Source organism: Phenylobacterium sp. NIBR 498073, from assembly GCF_027286305.1.
Taxonomy (GTDB): Bacteria; Pseudomonadota; Alphaproteobacteria; order Caulobacterales; family Caulobacteraceae; genus Phenylobacterium.
In genome coordinates this window covers 1227144-1240910 of the sequence record NZ_CP114599.1, presented here as the reverse complement: position 1 = coordinate 1240910, position 13767 = coordinate 1227144, and the positions used below count along the sequence as shown (strand labels likewise).

The 13767-nt window shown below is 66.5% G+C and carries 13 protein-coding genes; 9 read left to right on the top strand and 4 right to left on the bottom strand.

Going from position 1 to position 13767, the window contains the following annotated elements; all coding sequences use genetic code 11:
• Positions 1–9: 9 nt before the first annotated feature.
• Together queE and queC are read right to left on the bottom strand one after the other, a co-directional pair.
• Positions 10–642 carry a 7-carboxy-7-deazaguanine synthase gene (gene queE, locus O4N75_RS06375; RefSeq protein WP_269628513.1) on the bottom strand — a complete coding sequence of 211 codons (633 nt, stop codon included), beginning with the start codon at positions 640–642 and terminating at the stop codon, positions 10–12.
• Positions 639–1370, bottom strand: a complete 732-nt coding sequence (gene queC / locus O4N75_RS06370) for a 7-cyano-7-deazaguanine synthase QueC (protein ID WP_269628512.1) — start codon at positions 1368–1370, stop codon at positions 639–641. The genes queE and queC overlap by 4 nt, the downstream gene beginning before the upstream one ends.
• A 460-nt stretch (positions 1371–1830) precedes the next feature.
• Between queC and O4N75_RS06365 the strand changes: the two genes are divergently transcribed.
• From O4N75_RS06365 to O4N75_RS06345, 6 genes are all read left to right on the top strand, one after another.
• The gene (locus tag O4N75_RS06365) at positions 1831–3978 is read left to right on the top strand and encodes a TonB-dependent receptor (RefSeq protein ID WP_348649529.1); all 2148 of its coding nucleotides are present in this window, start codon (positions 1831–1833) and stop codon (positions 3976–3978) included.
• A 48-nt stretch (positions 3979–4026) separates the two neighbouring features.
• On the top strand, positions 4027–4608 hold the full coding sequence (locus O4N75_RS21290; protein WP_348649528.1) for a TonB-dependent receptor: 582 nt from the start codon (positions 4027–4029) through the stop codon (positions 4606–4608).
• A gap of 394 nt (positions 4609–5002) precedes the next feature.
• Complete coding sequence (locus O4N75_RS06360; protein ID WP_269628511.1) at positions 5003–7534, top strand: TonB-dependent receptor; 2532 nt, start codon at positions 5003–5005, stop codon at positions 7532–7534.
• Between the two features lie 183 nt (positions 7535–7717).
• Complete coding sequence (locus O4N75_RS06355; protein ID WP_269628510.1) at positions 7718–8827, top strand: response regulator; 1110 nt, start codon at positions 7718–7720, stop codon at positions 8825–8827.
• Positions 8828–8866: 39 nt separating this feature from the next.
• Positions 8867–9490, top strand: coding sequence for a class I SAM-dependent methyltransferase (locus O4N75_RS06350; protein ID WP_269628509.1), 624 nt, complete (start codon positions 8867–8869; stop codon positions 9488–9490).
• 100 nt (positions 9491–9590) lie between these two features.
• Positions 9591–11231 (top strand): M10 family metallopeptidase C-terminal domain-containing protein, encoded by a 1641-nt coding sequence (locus O4N75_RS06345; RefSeq protein WP_269628508.1) that lies wholly within the window; start codon positions 9591–9593, stop codon positions 11229–11231.
• On the opposite strand, the gene O4N75_RS06340 is transcribed toward O4N75_RS06345, so the two are convergent.
• Entirely contained in the window at positions 11228–11434 is a 207-nt protein-coding gene (locus O4N75_RS06340; protein WP_269628507.1) for a hypothetical protein, read from the bottom strand. The genes O4N75_RS06345 and O4N75_RS06340 overlap by 4 nt on opposite strands.
• A gap of 255 nt (positions 11435–11689) precedes the next feature.
• Here O4N75_RS06340 and O4N75_RS06335 point away from each other — a divergent pair, with 255 nt between their 5' ends.
• Together O4N75_RS06335 and O4N75_RS06330 are read left to right on the top strand one after the other, a co-directional pair.
• Entirely contained in the window at positions 11690–12097 is a 408-nt protein-coding gene (locus tag O4N75_RS06335) for a hypothetical protein (protein WP_269628506.1), read from the top strand.
• A 65-nt stretch (positions 12098–12162) separates the two neighbouring features.
• On the top strand, positions 12163–12336 hold the full coding sequence (locus O4N75_RS06330; RefSeq protein ID WP_269628505.1) for a hypothetical protein: 174 nt from the start codon (positions 12163–12165) through the stop codon (positions 12334–12336).
• Here the strand turns inward: O4N75_RS06330 and O4N75_RS06325 are convergent, their stop codons facing one another.
• Entirely contained in the window at positions 12337–12609 is a 273-nt protein-coding gene (locus tag O4N75_RS06325; protein WP_269628504.1) for a hypothetical protein, read from the bottom strand. It lies immediately after the preceding gene.
• A 500-nt stretch (positions 12610–13109) separates the two neighbouring features.
• Here O4N75_RS06325 and O4N75_RS06320 point away from each other — a divergent pair, with 500 nt between their 5' ends.
• Positions 13110–13766: a DsbA family oxidoreductase gene (locus O4N75_RS06320; RefSeq protein WP_269628503.1), complete on the top strand. Its 657-nt coding sequence runs from the start codon at positions 13110–13112 to the stop codon at positions 13764–13766.
• The last annotated feature ends 1 nt before the right edge of the window (position 13767 follow it).

The window sequence follows — 13767 nt, the reverse complement described above, 5'->3', positions numbered from 1 at the left end:
GCGCGCGTGTCACGGAATGCCGAGATACTTATGGGTCTGGACGCTTAAACGCCACCGCGGGTGCGCAAGGCAATAGGCGATCGCCGCCTGGGTGTTTTCGACGCGCGCCGGGCCGTCCATCGGCTGCAGCAGAAAACGCTCGAAATCCATGTGCTCGAAGCGCGCCGGATCGGCCAGCGGCTGGGGAAAGACCAGCTTCAGTTCCTGACCGCTCGTCTGCACGACCTCGGCGTCGGCCTTGGGGCTGACGCAGATCCAGTCGACGCCGTCGGGGACCGGTAGGGTGCCGTTGGTTTCCAGCGCTATGCGGAAACCGCGGGCGTGCAGCGCCGCGATGAGCGGCCCGTCCACCTGGAGCAGCGGTTCGCCGCCGGTGCAGACCACCAGGCGATGGTCGGGGCCGCCGGTCCAGGCCGCCTCGACCGCCGCGGCCAGATCCTCGGCGCGGGTGAAGCGTCCCCCGCCCTCGCCGTCCATGCCGACGAAGTCGGTGTCGCAGAAGGTGCAGACCGCCTTGGCGCGATCCTCCTCCCGGCCCGACCACAGGTTGCATCCCGCAAAGCGGCAAAACACCGCCGGCAGGCCGGCCTGGCCGCCCTCGCCCTGAAGGGTCAGGAAGATCTCCTTGACGGCGTAGCTCATGGCGTCAGCTCCGGACGGCCGCTGGCGACCCATTCGGCCCAGCCCCTGGCGCGCAGGTCGCAGGCCGGACAGTCGCCGCAGCCATGTCCCCAATCGTGCAGCGCCCCGCGGGTTCCCCGGTAACAAGTATGGCTGTCGGCGACGATGACGTCGACCAGCGCCTGGCCCCCGAGGCCCTTCGCCAGCGCCCAAGTCTCAGCCTTCGTCAGCCACATCAGCGGGGTCTCGACGACGAAGTCCTGGGCCATGCCGAGGTTCAGCGCCCGCTCCAGGGCGTCGAGCGTCTCGCGCCGGCAGTCCGGGTAGCCGGAGAAATCGGTTTCGCACATGCCGCCCACTAGAAATTTCAATTTTCGGCGATCGGCCAGGGCGGCCGCATAGGTCAGGAAAACGAGGTTGCGGCCGGGAACATAGGTGTTCGGCAGCCCCTTCTCGGTGATCTCGAAGGCCCGCTCCTGGGTCATGGCGGTGTCGCCCACCGCGCCGAAGCCGGTCAGGTCGAGGACGTGATCCTCGCCGAGCTTGCCGGCCCACTGCGGGAACCGTGCGCGGATCGCCTCGCGAACCACAGAACGCTGTTCCATTTCGACCGCGTGCCGCTGTCCGTAGTCGAAGCCGACGGTCTCGACATGGTCGTGCCGGGCCAGCGCCCAGGCGAGGCAGACGCTGGAATCCTGGCCGCCCGAGAACAGGACCAGGGCGCGGGACTGCGGAGAAGCTTGGCTCATCGGCCCCATATGCGCGCGCGCGGCGCAAATCGGAAGCCCGGCGCGTCGCCGCGCCGCCGTCCGCGCCATACCACCGAATCCGAAACCCTCACAGAAACAACTATTTCGCACATGCAGCACAACGAATACCGCATGCGCCCAAGCTTCCACCCAAGACAGCGCGATTCAACCACTTTGAATTGAAAGAAGTCGAAGCTTGTGCATTTCAGCAACAGAGCTTGTTTAGTTTCGACGTAATCACCGATAACTTAACATCGTCACGTTGACAGACTCCACAACTGGGCGCGAGCCTTTGCCTTGTCGCGGGTGTGGCCGCCAACCCAGGACGAATTCTCCGTGCGGCGAAAGGTGACGCACCAGGCCGGTTTGTAGAGAGCCGTGGGCGTCTTGGGAGGAACCTGGAATGTTGAATACTCTGCATTTGCGGAGCGCACTGATCGTTGGCGCGTCTGCTGTAGCGTTGAGTTCAGTTGCGTCCCCGGCCTGGTCCCAGAACGTCATTCAGGAGCTGGTGGTCACCGCCCAGAAACGCGAGGAGGCGCTGCAAGACGTGCCGATCGCGGTGTCGGCGTTCAATCAGGACACCCTTGAGAAGGCCAAGATCGACGGCGGTCCGAACCTGGTCATCGCCGTTCCGAACGTCAACTTCTCGAAGGGGAACTTCACCGGCTACAACTTCCAGATCCGCGGCATCGGCTCCAAGCTGGTCGCCGGCTCGGGCGACGCCGGCACCGGCATCCACCTGAACAACGCCCCGCTGCTCTCCAACAACCTGTTCGAGACCGAGTTCTACGACGTCGAGCGCGTCGAAGTGCTGCGCGGGCCGCAAGGCACCCTCTACGGACGCAACGCCACCGGCGGCGTGGTCAACATGATCACCGCCAAGCCGATCGACGAATTCGAGGCGATGATCCGCGGCGAGGTCGGCAACTACAACACCATGAAGCTGCGCGGCATGATCAACGTGCCGCTGGGCGACCAGTTCGCCCTGCGCGTCGCCGGTTCGTGGCTGAAGCGCGACGGGTTCGGCGACAACCTGGTGACCGGCAACGACGCCGACGACCGCGACCTGTTCGGCACGCGCACGACCCTGGCGTTCAACCCGACCGACACCTTCCACGCCTACTTCCTGTGGGATCACTTCGACGAGGACGACAACCGCTCGCGGATCGGCAAGCAGTTCTGCACCAAGGACCTGGGCCCGTCGAACGTCGGCGGCCTCGGCTACTCGGCAGCGGCGGGCGGCCTGATAGGCCAGATCCAGCGCGGCCTGTTCAGCCAGGGCTGCTCGGCGACCTCGCTCTATTCGGCCGGCGCCCTGGGAACGGTGAACTCGCAGGCGACCCTGGGCGGCCTGTTCGGCGCCCTCGGCGGTTTCCAGACCGGCGACGCCTACGCCGGCAAGATGCAGACGACCAATGTGCGGGACATCGAGTCGACCTTCGACCCGATCTACCAATCGACGACCGACATCTATCAGTTCAACGTCGACTGGGACCTGACCGACGAACTGCGGTTGACCTGGCTGACGTCCTATACGGACTTCGACCTCTACACGCGCCAGGACTACAACCGCTACGTCCCCAGCAACAGCTTCAACACGAGCCCTAACCCGGTGAACGCCTTCGCCGCGGTGCCCGGCTACGCCGCGATCTATGCGGCGCTGTTCCCCGGCGGCGTGATCAACGACGCCCAGAACAAGCCCTTCAATCGCTTCACGACCAGCGACATCTCTTCAGCCTATACCAAGGGCTGGAGCCAGGAAGTGCGGCTGCAGTCGGCCTATGACGGCCCGTTCAACTTCAACGTCGGCGGGATCATGGTTCGCTACCAGGCGACCGGCGACTACTACGTGATGTTCAATACCGGGACAGGCTACTACCAGATCAACAACCTGTTCAGCACCGGCAACCCGAACTGCATCGGCGCCGCCCCGTGCGTGTCTATCGACCCGAACTACGAGCCGAACCGCGTCGGCCGGAACTACTACGACGCTTACGGCCCCTATGACCTGCGCTCGCACGCCTTCTTCGGCGAGCTCTACTGGCAGGCGACCGACACCCTGAAGTTCACCGGCGGCCTGCGCTACACGGTCGACGACAAGGAAGTCGAGAACCACCAGGTCAACCTGGGCATCCCGGGCGTCGGCATCGCCGGCCCCATTCCGGGCACGCCCGACATCCTGCATGTGGAGTTCAAGGAGACGACCGGCCGGATCGGCTTCGACTGGAAGCCGGACCTCGACTTCACCGACGACACCCTGATCTACGCCTTCTTCTCGCGCGGCTATAAGGCCGGGGGCCTGAACTCCCCCTGCAGCGGCGGGCAAGGCGTGATCTGCGGCCCGCCGACCTTCGACCCGGAGTTCATCAACGCCTACGAAATCGGCACCAAGAACACGGTGCTCGACGGCACGATGACCCTGAACCTGACCGCCTTCTACTACGACTACCAGGGCTATCAGGTCTCGAAGATCGTCAACCGCGCCTCCACCAACGAGAACATCGACGCCAAGATCAAGGGCGTCGAGCTGGAGACCGTCTGGCAACCGCTGCAAGGCCTGCGCCTCAACGCCCAGATCGGCTGGCTCGACACCGAGATCGGTTAGGGATCTTCGATCGACACCTTCAACCGCACCGGCGGCAATCCGAACCTGGTGCTGGTGAAGTCGAGCGCGGCGTCGAACTGCGTGGTCAATATGGCCGCGGCCCAGACGGCCCTCGCTGTCTCGAACGCCACCAACAACCCGTTCGCCCTGCTGGGCGTCTGCACCCCGGTCTCGACCGCCGGCGCGGGCACCAACATCGGCAGCGGCGCGCTGGCGGTGGGCACCAACGCCTTCGGCGGCCTGGTCAGCGACGGCGTCCCGATGTCGCTCGAGGGCAAGGAACTGCCGAACGCCCCACACTGGACCGTCTCGCTGGGCGCCCAGTACACCTGGGAATTCGGCAATGGCTGGTCGCTGACCGCCCGGGGCGACTACTACAAGCAGACCGAGACCTTCGCCCGGATCTACAACACCGAGCCGGATCGGATCGACGACTGGCAGAACGTCAACCTGACCCTGACGCTGAGCAACCCGGTCAACGGCTGGGAGGTCGGCGCCTACGTCAAGAACGCCACCGACGAGGAGGCGATCACCGACTTCTACCTGACCGACGACTCCTCGGGCCTGTTCCGCAACGCCTTCTACACCGAACCGCGCACCTACGGGGTGTCGCTGCAGAAGCGCTTCTGACGACCTGATTTACCCAGCCGTAAGGCCTTGGCCGCCGCCCTTCGGGACGGCGGCCTTTTTCTTTGGCGTGACAGTGGAATTTGAACGCAGATTTGCGTTTTGGGTACGACGCCCGCATGCGCCGACGCGCGCCCACCCCTTGTTTTCCTTTGATTCATAAACCCACGCAGAACGACGGTCATTTTTGTGCGCGCGATTTGAAAGCGCGGTATTTCGGCCACAGAACTTCAAAAGCGCCGATGAATTGCGTTCAGTTATCGGGGTTCACATTGACGGCCACGTCAGTCGGGCGGAGGCTCCCCCTCCTCGGCGCCTCCCCGCGCCGGATTACACACATCATGCGGGCGGAAATGAAGAGGGCGCTCCACGCCCCTCCGCCCAGGGAGGATACTTGATGGCTACCAACGCCCCGCGCCTGCGGACCCTGCTGGCCCTGAGCGCGTCAGTTCTGACACTTTCGGCAATTTCGGCGCCGGCCTTCGCGCAGGAGGCCTTCCAGATCGAAGAACTGGTCGTCACGGCCGAGAAGCGCGAGCAGGCGCTGCAGGACGTGCCGGTGGCCGTCTCGGCCTACACGTCGGAGCAGCGCGACGTGCGCGGCATGACCGGCATCCAGGATTTCGTGAACTTCACGCCCGGCATGAACTATTCGGGCACCGACCGCGTGTCGCTGCGCGGCGCCGGCCGCAACACCTTCTACATCGGCAACGACCCGGGCGTGGCCGCCTACACCGACGGCTTCTATTCCGCCTCGTCCTCGGAGCTGTTCAAGAGCTCGCTGTTCGTCGAGCGGACCGAAATCCTTCGCGGCCCGCAAGGCACGCTCTACGGCCGCAACGCCATGGGCGGGGCGCTGAACACCATCTCCAAGCGCCCGTCGCATGAATTCGGCGGCGAGATCCGCGCCGGCTACGGCAACTTCGACCGCACCAAGATCGAGGGCGTCCTCTCGGTGCCGGTGGCCGACAACCTGCGCTTCAAGATCGGCGGCAGCCAGGACTGGCAGCGCGAAGGCTTCATCGAGAACATCGGCGGGGCCAACGACGGCGCCACCATCAAGCGCACCTACTTCGAGATTCAGGCCGAGGCCGAGTTGGGCGACAACCTGGACATCTGGGCCCGCTACTCGCGCTCGAACTGGGACGACTCGACCGGCGTCGGCGACCGTCTCGCCAACCAGATCACCCCCTACGACACGACCCGTCCGTTCCAGCCGATCGGCGGCTTGGTGCCGAACGGCCAGTTCGGCATGACCACCGCCAATCCGGGCGTGGCCGATCCGTACAAGCAATCGACCAACCGCGACGGCTATGGCCAGCTGCGCGGCAACCACCTGTTCACGACCTCGATCACCTACGATCTGGGCTGGGCGAGCTTGAAGTACATCGGCGGCTTCCAGCAGTACAACTACCAGACCGGCGGCGACTACGACGGCACCAACCGCACGACTTCGTACGCCTCGGGCCCGCTCGGCACCCAGGTCTTCAGCGACCTGACCACCGACTTCGACGAGCACAAGAAGTACTATTCGAACGAGATCAACCTCTCGTCGAACAGCGACGGCCCGCTGAACTGGATCCTTGGCCTCTACCAGTACAAGGAAGAGTACAAGCAGCGCATCCAGCTCGGCAGCCCGCTGCAGGCGCAGCTGGCCACCCCGGCCTTCTACTACGGCTCGATCAACGGCGCGGCGGCTGGCGTCGCCAGTCTCGCGGCGGCCGGACTGCCGTCGACCAACCCGACCCGCAACTTCGCCGACAACTACGCCGAACTGGAATCCAAGGCGTGGGCCGCGTTTGGCCAGGCGACCTACAAGTTCAACGACCAGTGGGCGCTGACCGGCGGCCTGCGCTATACCAAGGATGAGAAGGACGGCTTCGAATCCCAGCGTCTGGTGCTGTTCAACCCGGCCGGCGCATTCGGCCCGGCCGCCGTCGACGTTTCCAGCGACATGGACGCGTCCCGCCCCGGCGTGCAGAACTTCCGGAACCTGTCCGACAGCTGGTCGGCGGTCACCGGCACCCTGAACCTCGACTGGACGCCGAACGACGACACCCTGGTCTACGCCAAGTACAGCCGCGGCTATAAGTCGGGCGGCTTCCTGCTCGGCACCCTGGCGCCGAAGCCGACCGCCGACGAAGAGACCGTCAACGCCTACGAGGTGGGCGTGAAGCAGACCATCGGCGGGCGCCTGATCCTGAACGCCTCGGCCTTCTACAACGACTTCGAAGGCCTGCAGCTGAACCTGTCCCAGCTGAACGCGGCCGGCACCTCGGCCTCCAACAACTTCGTCAACGTCGACGCCGAAGCCTACGGCCTGGAACTGGAGGCCATGTGGCAGCCGATCCAGCCGCTGCAGATCTCCGCCTCGTACGGCTATCTGCACACCGAGATCACCAAGGGCTGCTGCTTCTACGACCCGGCGGACCCGAGCGCCCTGAAGTCGACGGCGCGTCCGTCGGGCGGCACCGCGGTGACCAACGGCGTGCTGCTGGTGTTCCAGGACCTGGCCGGATCGAAGATCTACCAATCGCCGGAAAACAAGTTCGCGCTGAACGCCAACTACACCTTCGACTTCGAGCCGGGCTCGCTGATCCTGTCGGGCAGCTACACCTGGACCGACGAGACCACCTATCAGCCCTTCGACAACCCCGATTTCGCCGTGCCGTCCTATGGCACCGCCGATCTGCGGGTGCTGTGGAAGGACGCCCAGGACCGCTACTCGCTCATCGGCTACGTGAAGAACGTGACCGACGAAGAGGGTTTCACCTCGACGTCCTCGACCAACCCGACGGCGGTGTTCGCCAACCCGAACACGGGCCTGGTGGTCGGTGGAAACACCTATCTGCGCCAGACCAGCACCGCGATCACCCGCGGTCTGATCCAGCCGCGCACCTACGGGGTCGAACTGCAGTACCGCTTCTAAAGGCGGACCAGACCTGGAACAGCGAAGGGCGGCGGGAGAAATCCCGCCGCCCTTTCCGTTGTCGGGAACCCGACGCCTCTTTTCGACATAGCGTCAATTTACGCTAACCCTGGGTGGAATTTAACGTCTCCGCAAGCGCTTAGGCCCATGCTGAGCATAAGTTCCCTTTGGACCCTGGCGTTCATGTCTCTGCCCGAGTTCTTCTACGAGCGCGTCACGAGCGAAATCCATCAGCAGATGGAGGGCGTTCTGGCTCTCGCCGAACGCCTTGCCCGCCAACCGATGGGCGCGGACGCGCAGGCCTGCGTCGCCGGCGTCACCGAGGCCGCCCGCGCGGTGCGCCAGATCCTTGTGTCGTCATCCGACCTGAAGGCCGCCGCCGCCGACGGGCTGTCGTTCGATCTACAGCCGCGGCGCGCCGCAGAGCTGGCCGACGACGTCCAGGCCCGCTGGGAAGAACGCGCCACCGACGGCGGCGTCACCCTGCTGGTTTCCTATGACGGCGATCCCGACGCGCTGGTGATGGTCGACAGCGGGCGCATCAACCAGATCTTCGACGCTTTCATCGCCCAGGCGCTGGCCGGCGTCCGCCGCGGCGCCGTCGAGGCGACGCTGAGGGCCGTGGCCAACGGCGAGTCCACCCGACTGGAAGGCCGCATCCGCGGCGCGGCCGACCGGGTGATGGGCGACCGGGCGCTGGACCTGAGGGAAATCGAAGCTCTGTTCGGGCTGGAGACGGCGCTGGGCGTTGCGCTCAGCCGCAAGATCGTCGACGCCATGCATGGCCAGGTCCGGGCCGAGGCCAATGTCGGGGCGGGCGAGACCCTGGTCTTCGAGGTCGCTGTGCCAACCGCCTACGAGGAGGTCCCGGCCGAGGAAACCCTGGGCCAGACCGAGCGCGCCGCCCACATCCTGGTGGTCGACGACAACGCCACCAACCGGATGGTCGCCGAGACCCTGTGCGAAATGTTCGACTGCACCTCGGAGTCGGCCACCGACGGGATCGAAGCCGTGGAGGCCGCCCGAACCGGGCGCTTCGACCTAATCCTGATGGACATCAAGATGCCGCGCATGGACGGGGTGACCGCCACACGCGAGATCCGCGCCCTGCCCGGCGCCGCCGGCCGCGTGCCGATCATCGCCCTGACCGCCAACGCCGATCCCGAAGACGCCGCCGGCTATCTGAAGGCCGGGATGAACGGGGTGGTCGAAAAGCCAATGAAGCCGGAGCACCTGCTGCGCACCCTGCAGGAAAACCTCGGCGGCTCGAGCGACGACGCTGCCGCTGCGTAAGGGCTAGTCGCGCCCGCCGACTGGGGTCATCGTCGGCGCATGGCCAATTTCTACGAACGCCGGATCCTGCCGAAGCTGCTGACCTGCGCGTGCGCCTCGCCGCCGATGATGAAGCAGCGCGCGAAGATCGTGCCGCTGGCGCAAGGCAAGGTCCTGGAGCTCGGCGTCGGCATGGGCTTGAACCTGGCGCTCTACGACGCGACCAAGGTCGCCAGCGTCGCCGGCGTGGACCCCGCGGCCGAGCTCCGCGCCCAGGCCATGGCCGCGCCTCGCGATCCGCGGCTGAACGTGACGATCGCCGACGGGACGGCCGAGGCGCTGCCGTTCGAAGACGACGCGTTCGACACCGTCGTCTGCACATTCACGCTCTGCTCCGTGCATACCCCCTCCGCCGCCCTGGCGCAGGCGCGCCGGGTCCTGAAGCCCGGCGGGCGGCTGCTGTACTGCGAGCACGGCTTGGCGCCCGACCCGGACGTCGCCAAATGGCAGCGCCGCATAGAGCCGCCGTGGAAGCGCCTGGCCGGCGGGTGCCACCTGACCCGACCGGTGACGCGGGCGATCGCGGACGCCGGTTTCCACATTGAAAGCTCAGAGACGATGTACCTGCCGGGAACCCCGCGCTTTGCCGGGTGGAACGAGTGGGGCGCAGCAACGCCCGCGTAAATTGTTTTTCAAGTTCACGGCGCTAGGAGTGGATGCACACACCGGCGCCCTGTAGCCGGACCTGCCGCATGCGCCCGCCAGAGGCGCTCGGAGCTTACCCATGTCGCTTGATTCCGCCCCGCAATTCTTCCTCAACGCCGACGCCCGCGGCGGCTTGGTCAACGGCAAGCAGAGCTACACCGTGACGCAAGCGGCCGACCAGATCATCCGCGGCGAGCCGGGCTGGTCGAACGTGCTGGGCGCCCCCGCCACCGTCACCTATGCGTTCCGCGCCAGCGCCCCGGCCACCATGCCGGACGATACCGCCGGCTTCTCGCGCTTCAACGCCGCCCAGATCACCCAGGCCGAACTGGCCCTGCACGGCTGGAGCGACGTCGCCAATATCCATTTCATGCGGGTCGGGGTCGGGACCGGCAGCGAGGCGGCCTATTCCGACTCTGCGACCATCCTGTTCGGCAATTATTCGAGCGGCTCCGAAGGCTCGGCCGCCTTCGCCTACTTCCCCGGCTCCAGCGCCGCCTCCGCCCAGTCGGGCGACGTGTGGTTGAACTCGACCTCGGGCAGCAACACCAATCCGACCACCGGCAACTATGGCGGCATGGTGCTGGTCCACGAGATCGGCCACGCCATCGGTCTCGCCCACCCGGCCGACTACGACGCCGAGGGCGAGCCGAGCTACAGCGCCGATGCGCTCTACTACGAAGACTCCCGCCAATTCACGGTGATGAGCTACTTCGAAGAACAGAACACCGGGGCCAATTTCGGCGGCCGCTATTCAGCCGCGCCGCTGCTCGACGACATCGCCGCCGCCCAATTGGAGTACGGGGCGAACATGTCGACCCGCACGGGCGACACGGTCTACGGCTTCAACTCCACCGCCGGCCGGCCGTGGTTCGACGCGATCGCCTCTGGACAGAAGCTGATCTTCGCAGCCTGGGACGCCGGCGGCGTCGACACCTTCGATTTCTCGGGCTTTGCAGTCCGCCAGCTGATCGACCTGCGCGCGGGGGCGTTCTCGAACGTCGGCGGACTGGTCGGCAATGTCGCGGTGGCCGTCGGCGTCACCATCGAGAACGCCATTGGCGGCAGCGCCGCCGACACCATGACCGGCAACGCCGCGGCCAACGCCCTGACCGGCGGCGCAGGCGACGACATCATCTATGGCGGGGTCGGGAACGACAACCTGAACGGCGGCGACGGCCAGGACTTCCTGCGCGGCGAGACGGGCGACGACTACATCGTCGGCGGCGCGAGCTTCGACGACATCCACGGCAACCAGGGGGCGGACACCGCCTATGGCGGCGACGGCGACGACTGGGTCGTCGGCGGCCAGCACAACGACCTGCTGTTCGGCGAGAACGGCGCCGACATCGTCTATGGCAACATGGGCGACGACACGATGTACGGCGGCGTCGGCGCAGACCTCATGCGCGGCGGCCAGCACAACGACGTCATGTACGGCGAGGCCGGCGACGACTGGATGTCCGGCGACCGCGGCGACGACACCATGACGGGCGGCGCCGGCGCCGACAGCTTCCATACCTGGTCCGAGGCGGGCATCGACCGCGTCATGGACTTCAACCGGGCCGAAGGCGACCGCGTGCTGGTCAGCGAGGGCGCGACCTGGACCGTGAGCCAGGTGGACGCGGACACCGTCGTCGTCCTGAGCGGGGGCGCCCAACTGGTGTTGGTCGGCGTGGCCTCGGCCAGCCTGACCGGCGGCTGGATCGTCTCGATCTAGAGCTGGTTGTACTCGCCGCAGCGGCACTTCACGACGACGTCGCGCATCTGCGCGTTGTCGCGGCCGGTCATCACGACTTCTTCGCAGGCGCCGCAGAGGAACACCGAGCCCGCTTCGCTCTCCGAGACCACCGGGCTTTCGACCGCCTGAAGGACTTCCCGCCGACCGATGAACAGGCTCGGGAAAACACGAAGGGACGTCATGATCATCGGACTTGCCTCAATTTGACCCGTCGAGGGTCTACGCAACTGTGCACTTGCAAAAGTCGAGGTACCCCTATTCTGCTGCAGCGCAATGTCAGATTGATGTAGGCGCCCAGTATTTTTGCGACCCGTGGCGCCTAGGCCGCCGCGGCGCCTTTTCGCCGGGCCGATCGGAACCCTCGCTTTCCGCTCCCGTTTCAAGGGCTCACCCCCAGGAGATCAGGGCGCGCCGCGTCCACCGAGCGGAGAGGACCCATGACCAACGCCTATGGAACACGCGACGAAGCCCGCGAGGCCGTGCGCGAAGCTGCCGACACCTTCAAGGACGCGGCCAGCGACGTGCGGGCTGAAACCAAGCGCGCCGCCAAGCGCGCCCAGAAGAGCGCCGTGGCTGCGTCCGGCGCCCTGGCCGAAGCGGCCACCACCTTTGCGCGGGACGCCCGCTCGGTGATGGAAGACAAGGTCGGCAAGGCCCGCCGCGAGGCCGAGGTCCAGTACGGCAAGCTGAAGGTCCAGGCCAAGCAGCGCGCCGAGGAGGCCGATTTGTTCGTGCACGAGCGGCCCTATGTCGCCCTGGCCGCCGCCGCGCTGGCCGGCTTCCTGATCGGTCATCTGATGAGCGCCGCCCGCTCGAACGTCGTCTATCTGCGCGACGACCGCTGACCCCCGCGCCAGGATGGCGCCGATCCTGCTCGCAACGGCCTGAACGTTGCGCGTGAGGATCGAATATGGACAAGGCGCCCGCGGCCTACGAACTCGAAATCGCCGCCGACGGCGAGCGCTGGCGCTACCGCAAGCGCTGGCGCACCGGCCTGCGCCGCTTTCTGCCGGCCCTCTGGCACGCAACCGATGCGCGCGGCCTCAAGGCGCTGCGCGAACTGGAAGGCCAACGCCCCGACTGATCAGGGGATGATCACCACGTACTGCTGCTTGGGCGGAGGCGGCTGCGGGGCCGCGTCCGCCGCGGCCTTCTCGGCAGCCGCCTTTTCCGCGGCCGGATCGGTCTGCGGCCGCGGATAGACCCCGCCCCCGCCGCCGCCGGTCGGAAAGCTGTCGCCGTAGTCGGCCTGCGATTCGGCGAAGCCGCGCTGGGCCCAGAGCTGGATTTCGCCGGCGCGGTCCTTGAACTCGCGCGGCGAACAGCCCCCCGCCGTCGCCGCCAGCACAGCGAACAAGACCCACGATCTCAACGCAATCGCCCCTCGTTTCATACCGGCGATCATCGCGCACTGGCGCCCTGCGGGCAATGTGAGCGTTCACAACAAACAAGCCGTCGCCAGTTGACGCCCCTCCTCGCCCAAGGCCAAGGTTGTTGCAATCGGGAGTAGTGCGCTGTCCAACACCTATCCGGTCTCGCGCGTGGAAGCCGCGCAGGAGGCCCTAATCGCCGCGCTGGAAATTCACATGGAGAACGGCGTCATCGATCCGTCGGCCTGCGTGGTGATCCGCCAGGACATCTCGCGCTCGCGTGAGGAGATGGCCGCCCTGAGCCGATGGGTCGCCGAAATGGCGCAGTAGCGACAAACGCCTATTGAACTTCGCGCCGCCGATCCCAATCTCTTGTTCGACGGCGAGACCCCCTCCCCGGTTCCCCCACCGGGACTCGCGTCCACAGAGAAACGCCCGCGCCTTCCCCCCGGCGCGGGCGTTGTTCGTCCAGGCCCAGGGAGCCCCCATGACCCAGCCCATGAAGATCGATTTCGTCTCCGACGTCTCCTGCCCCTGGTGCATCGTCGGGCTGGGCGGCCTGGAGGAGGCGCTACGCAGGGTCGACGACCTGGTGCAGGCGCAGATCACCTTCCATCCCTTCGAGCTCAATCCGGACATGCCGCCGGAGGGCCAGAACATCGTCGAGCACGTCGGCCAGAAGTACGGCGCCACGCCCGAACAGTCGGCCGCCAACCGCGCCGCCATCCACGCCCGTGCGGCCGAGGTCGGCTTCGCCATGAAGACCAACGAACAGAGCCGAATCTACAACACCTTCGACGCGCACCGGCTGCTGCACTGGGCCGGGATCGTGGGCGGCCAGCATGCGCTGAAGGGTGCGCTGTTCGAGGCCTATTTCACGAACAACCAGAGCCCGGCCGATCACGAGGTGCTGGTCGCCGCCGCTCAGGCCGCGGGCCTCGACACCGACGCCGCGCGCGAGGTGCTCGCCAGCGGACGCTACGCCGACGAGGTCCGCGCCGCCGAACGCCACTGGCATCAGGCCGGAATCAGCTCGGTGCCGGCGGTGATCATCAACGACCGCTACCTGATTTCAGGCGGCCAGCCCGCCGCTGCGTTCGAACGGGCCATCCGCACCATCGCGGCCGAAGCAGCCGCCGGCTGAC

Bases quoted from the DNA above. Each gene is read 5' to 3' on its own strand.
- queE (WP_269628513.1), bottom strand. From the start codon at position 642: ATGAGCTACGCCGTCAAGGAGATCTTCCTGACCCTTCAGGGCGAGGGC.
- queC (WP_269628512.1), bottom strand. From the start codon at position 1,370: ATGAGCCAAGCTTCTCCGCAGTCCCGCGCCCTGGTCCTGTTCTCGGGC.
- O4N75_RS06360 (WP_269628511.1), top strand. From the start codon at position 5,003: ATGGCTACCAACGCCCCGCGCCTGCGGACCCTGCTGGCCCTGAGCGCG.
- O4N75_RS06355 (WP_269628510.1), top strand. From the start codon at position 7,718: ATGTCTCTGCCCGAGTTCTTCTACGAGCGCGTCACGAGCGAAATCCAT.
- O4N75_RS06350 (WP_269628509.1), top strand. From the start codon at position 8,867: ATGGCCAATTTCTACGAACGCCGGATCCTGCCGAAGCTGCTGACCTGC.
- O4N75_RS06345 (WP_269628508.1), top strand. From the start codon at position 9,591: ATGTCGCTTGATTCCGCCCCGCAATTCTTCCTCAACGCCGACGCCCGC.
- O4N75_RS06340 (WP_269628507.1), bottom strand. From the start codon at position 11,434: ATGACGTCCCTTCGTGTTTTCCCGAGCCTGTTCATCGGTCGGCGGGAA.
- O4N75_RS06335 (WP_269628506.1), top strand. From the start codon at position 11,690: ATGACCAACGCCTATGGAACACGCGACGAAGCCCGCGAGGCCGTGCGC.
- O4N75_RS06330 (WP_269628505.1), top strand. From the start codon at position 12,163: ATGGACAAGGCGCCCGCGGCCTACGAACTCGAAATCGCCGCCGACGGC.
- O4N75_RS06320 (WP_269628503.1), top strand. From the start codon at position 13,110: ATGACCCAGCCCATGAAGATCGATTTCGTCTCCGACGTCTCCTGCCCC.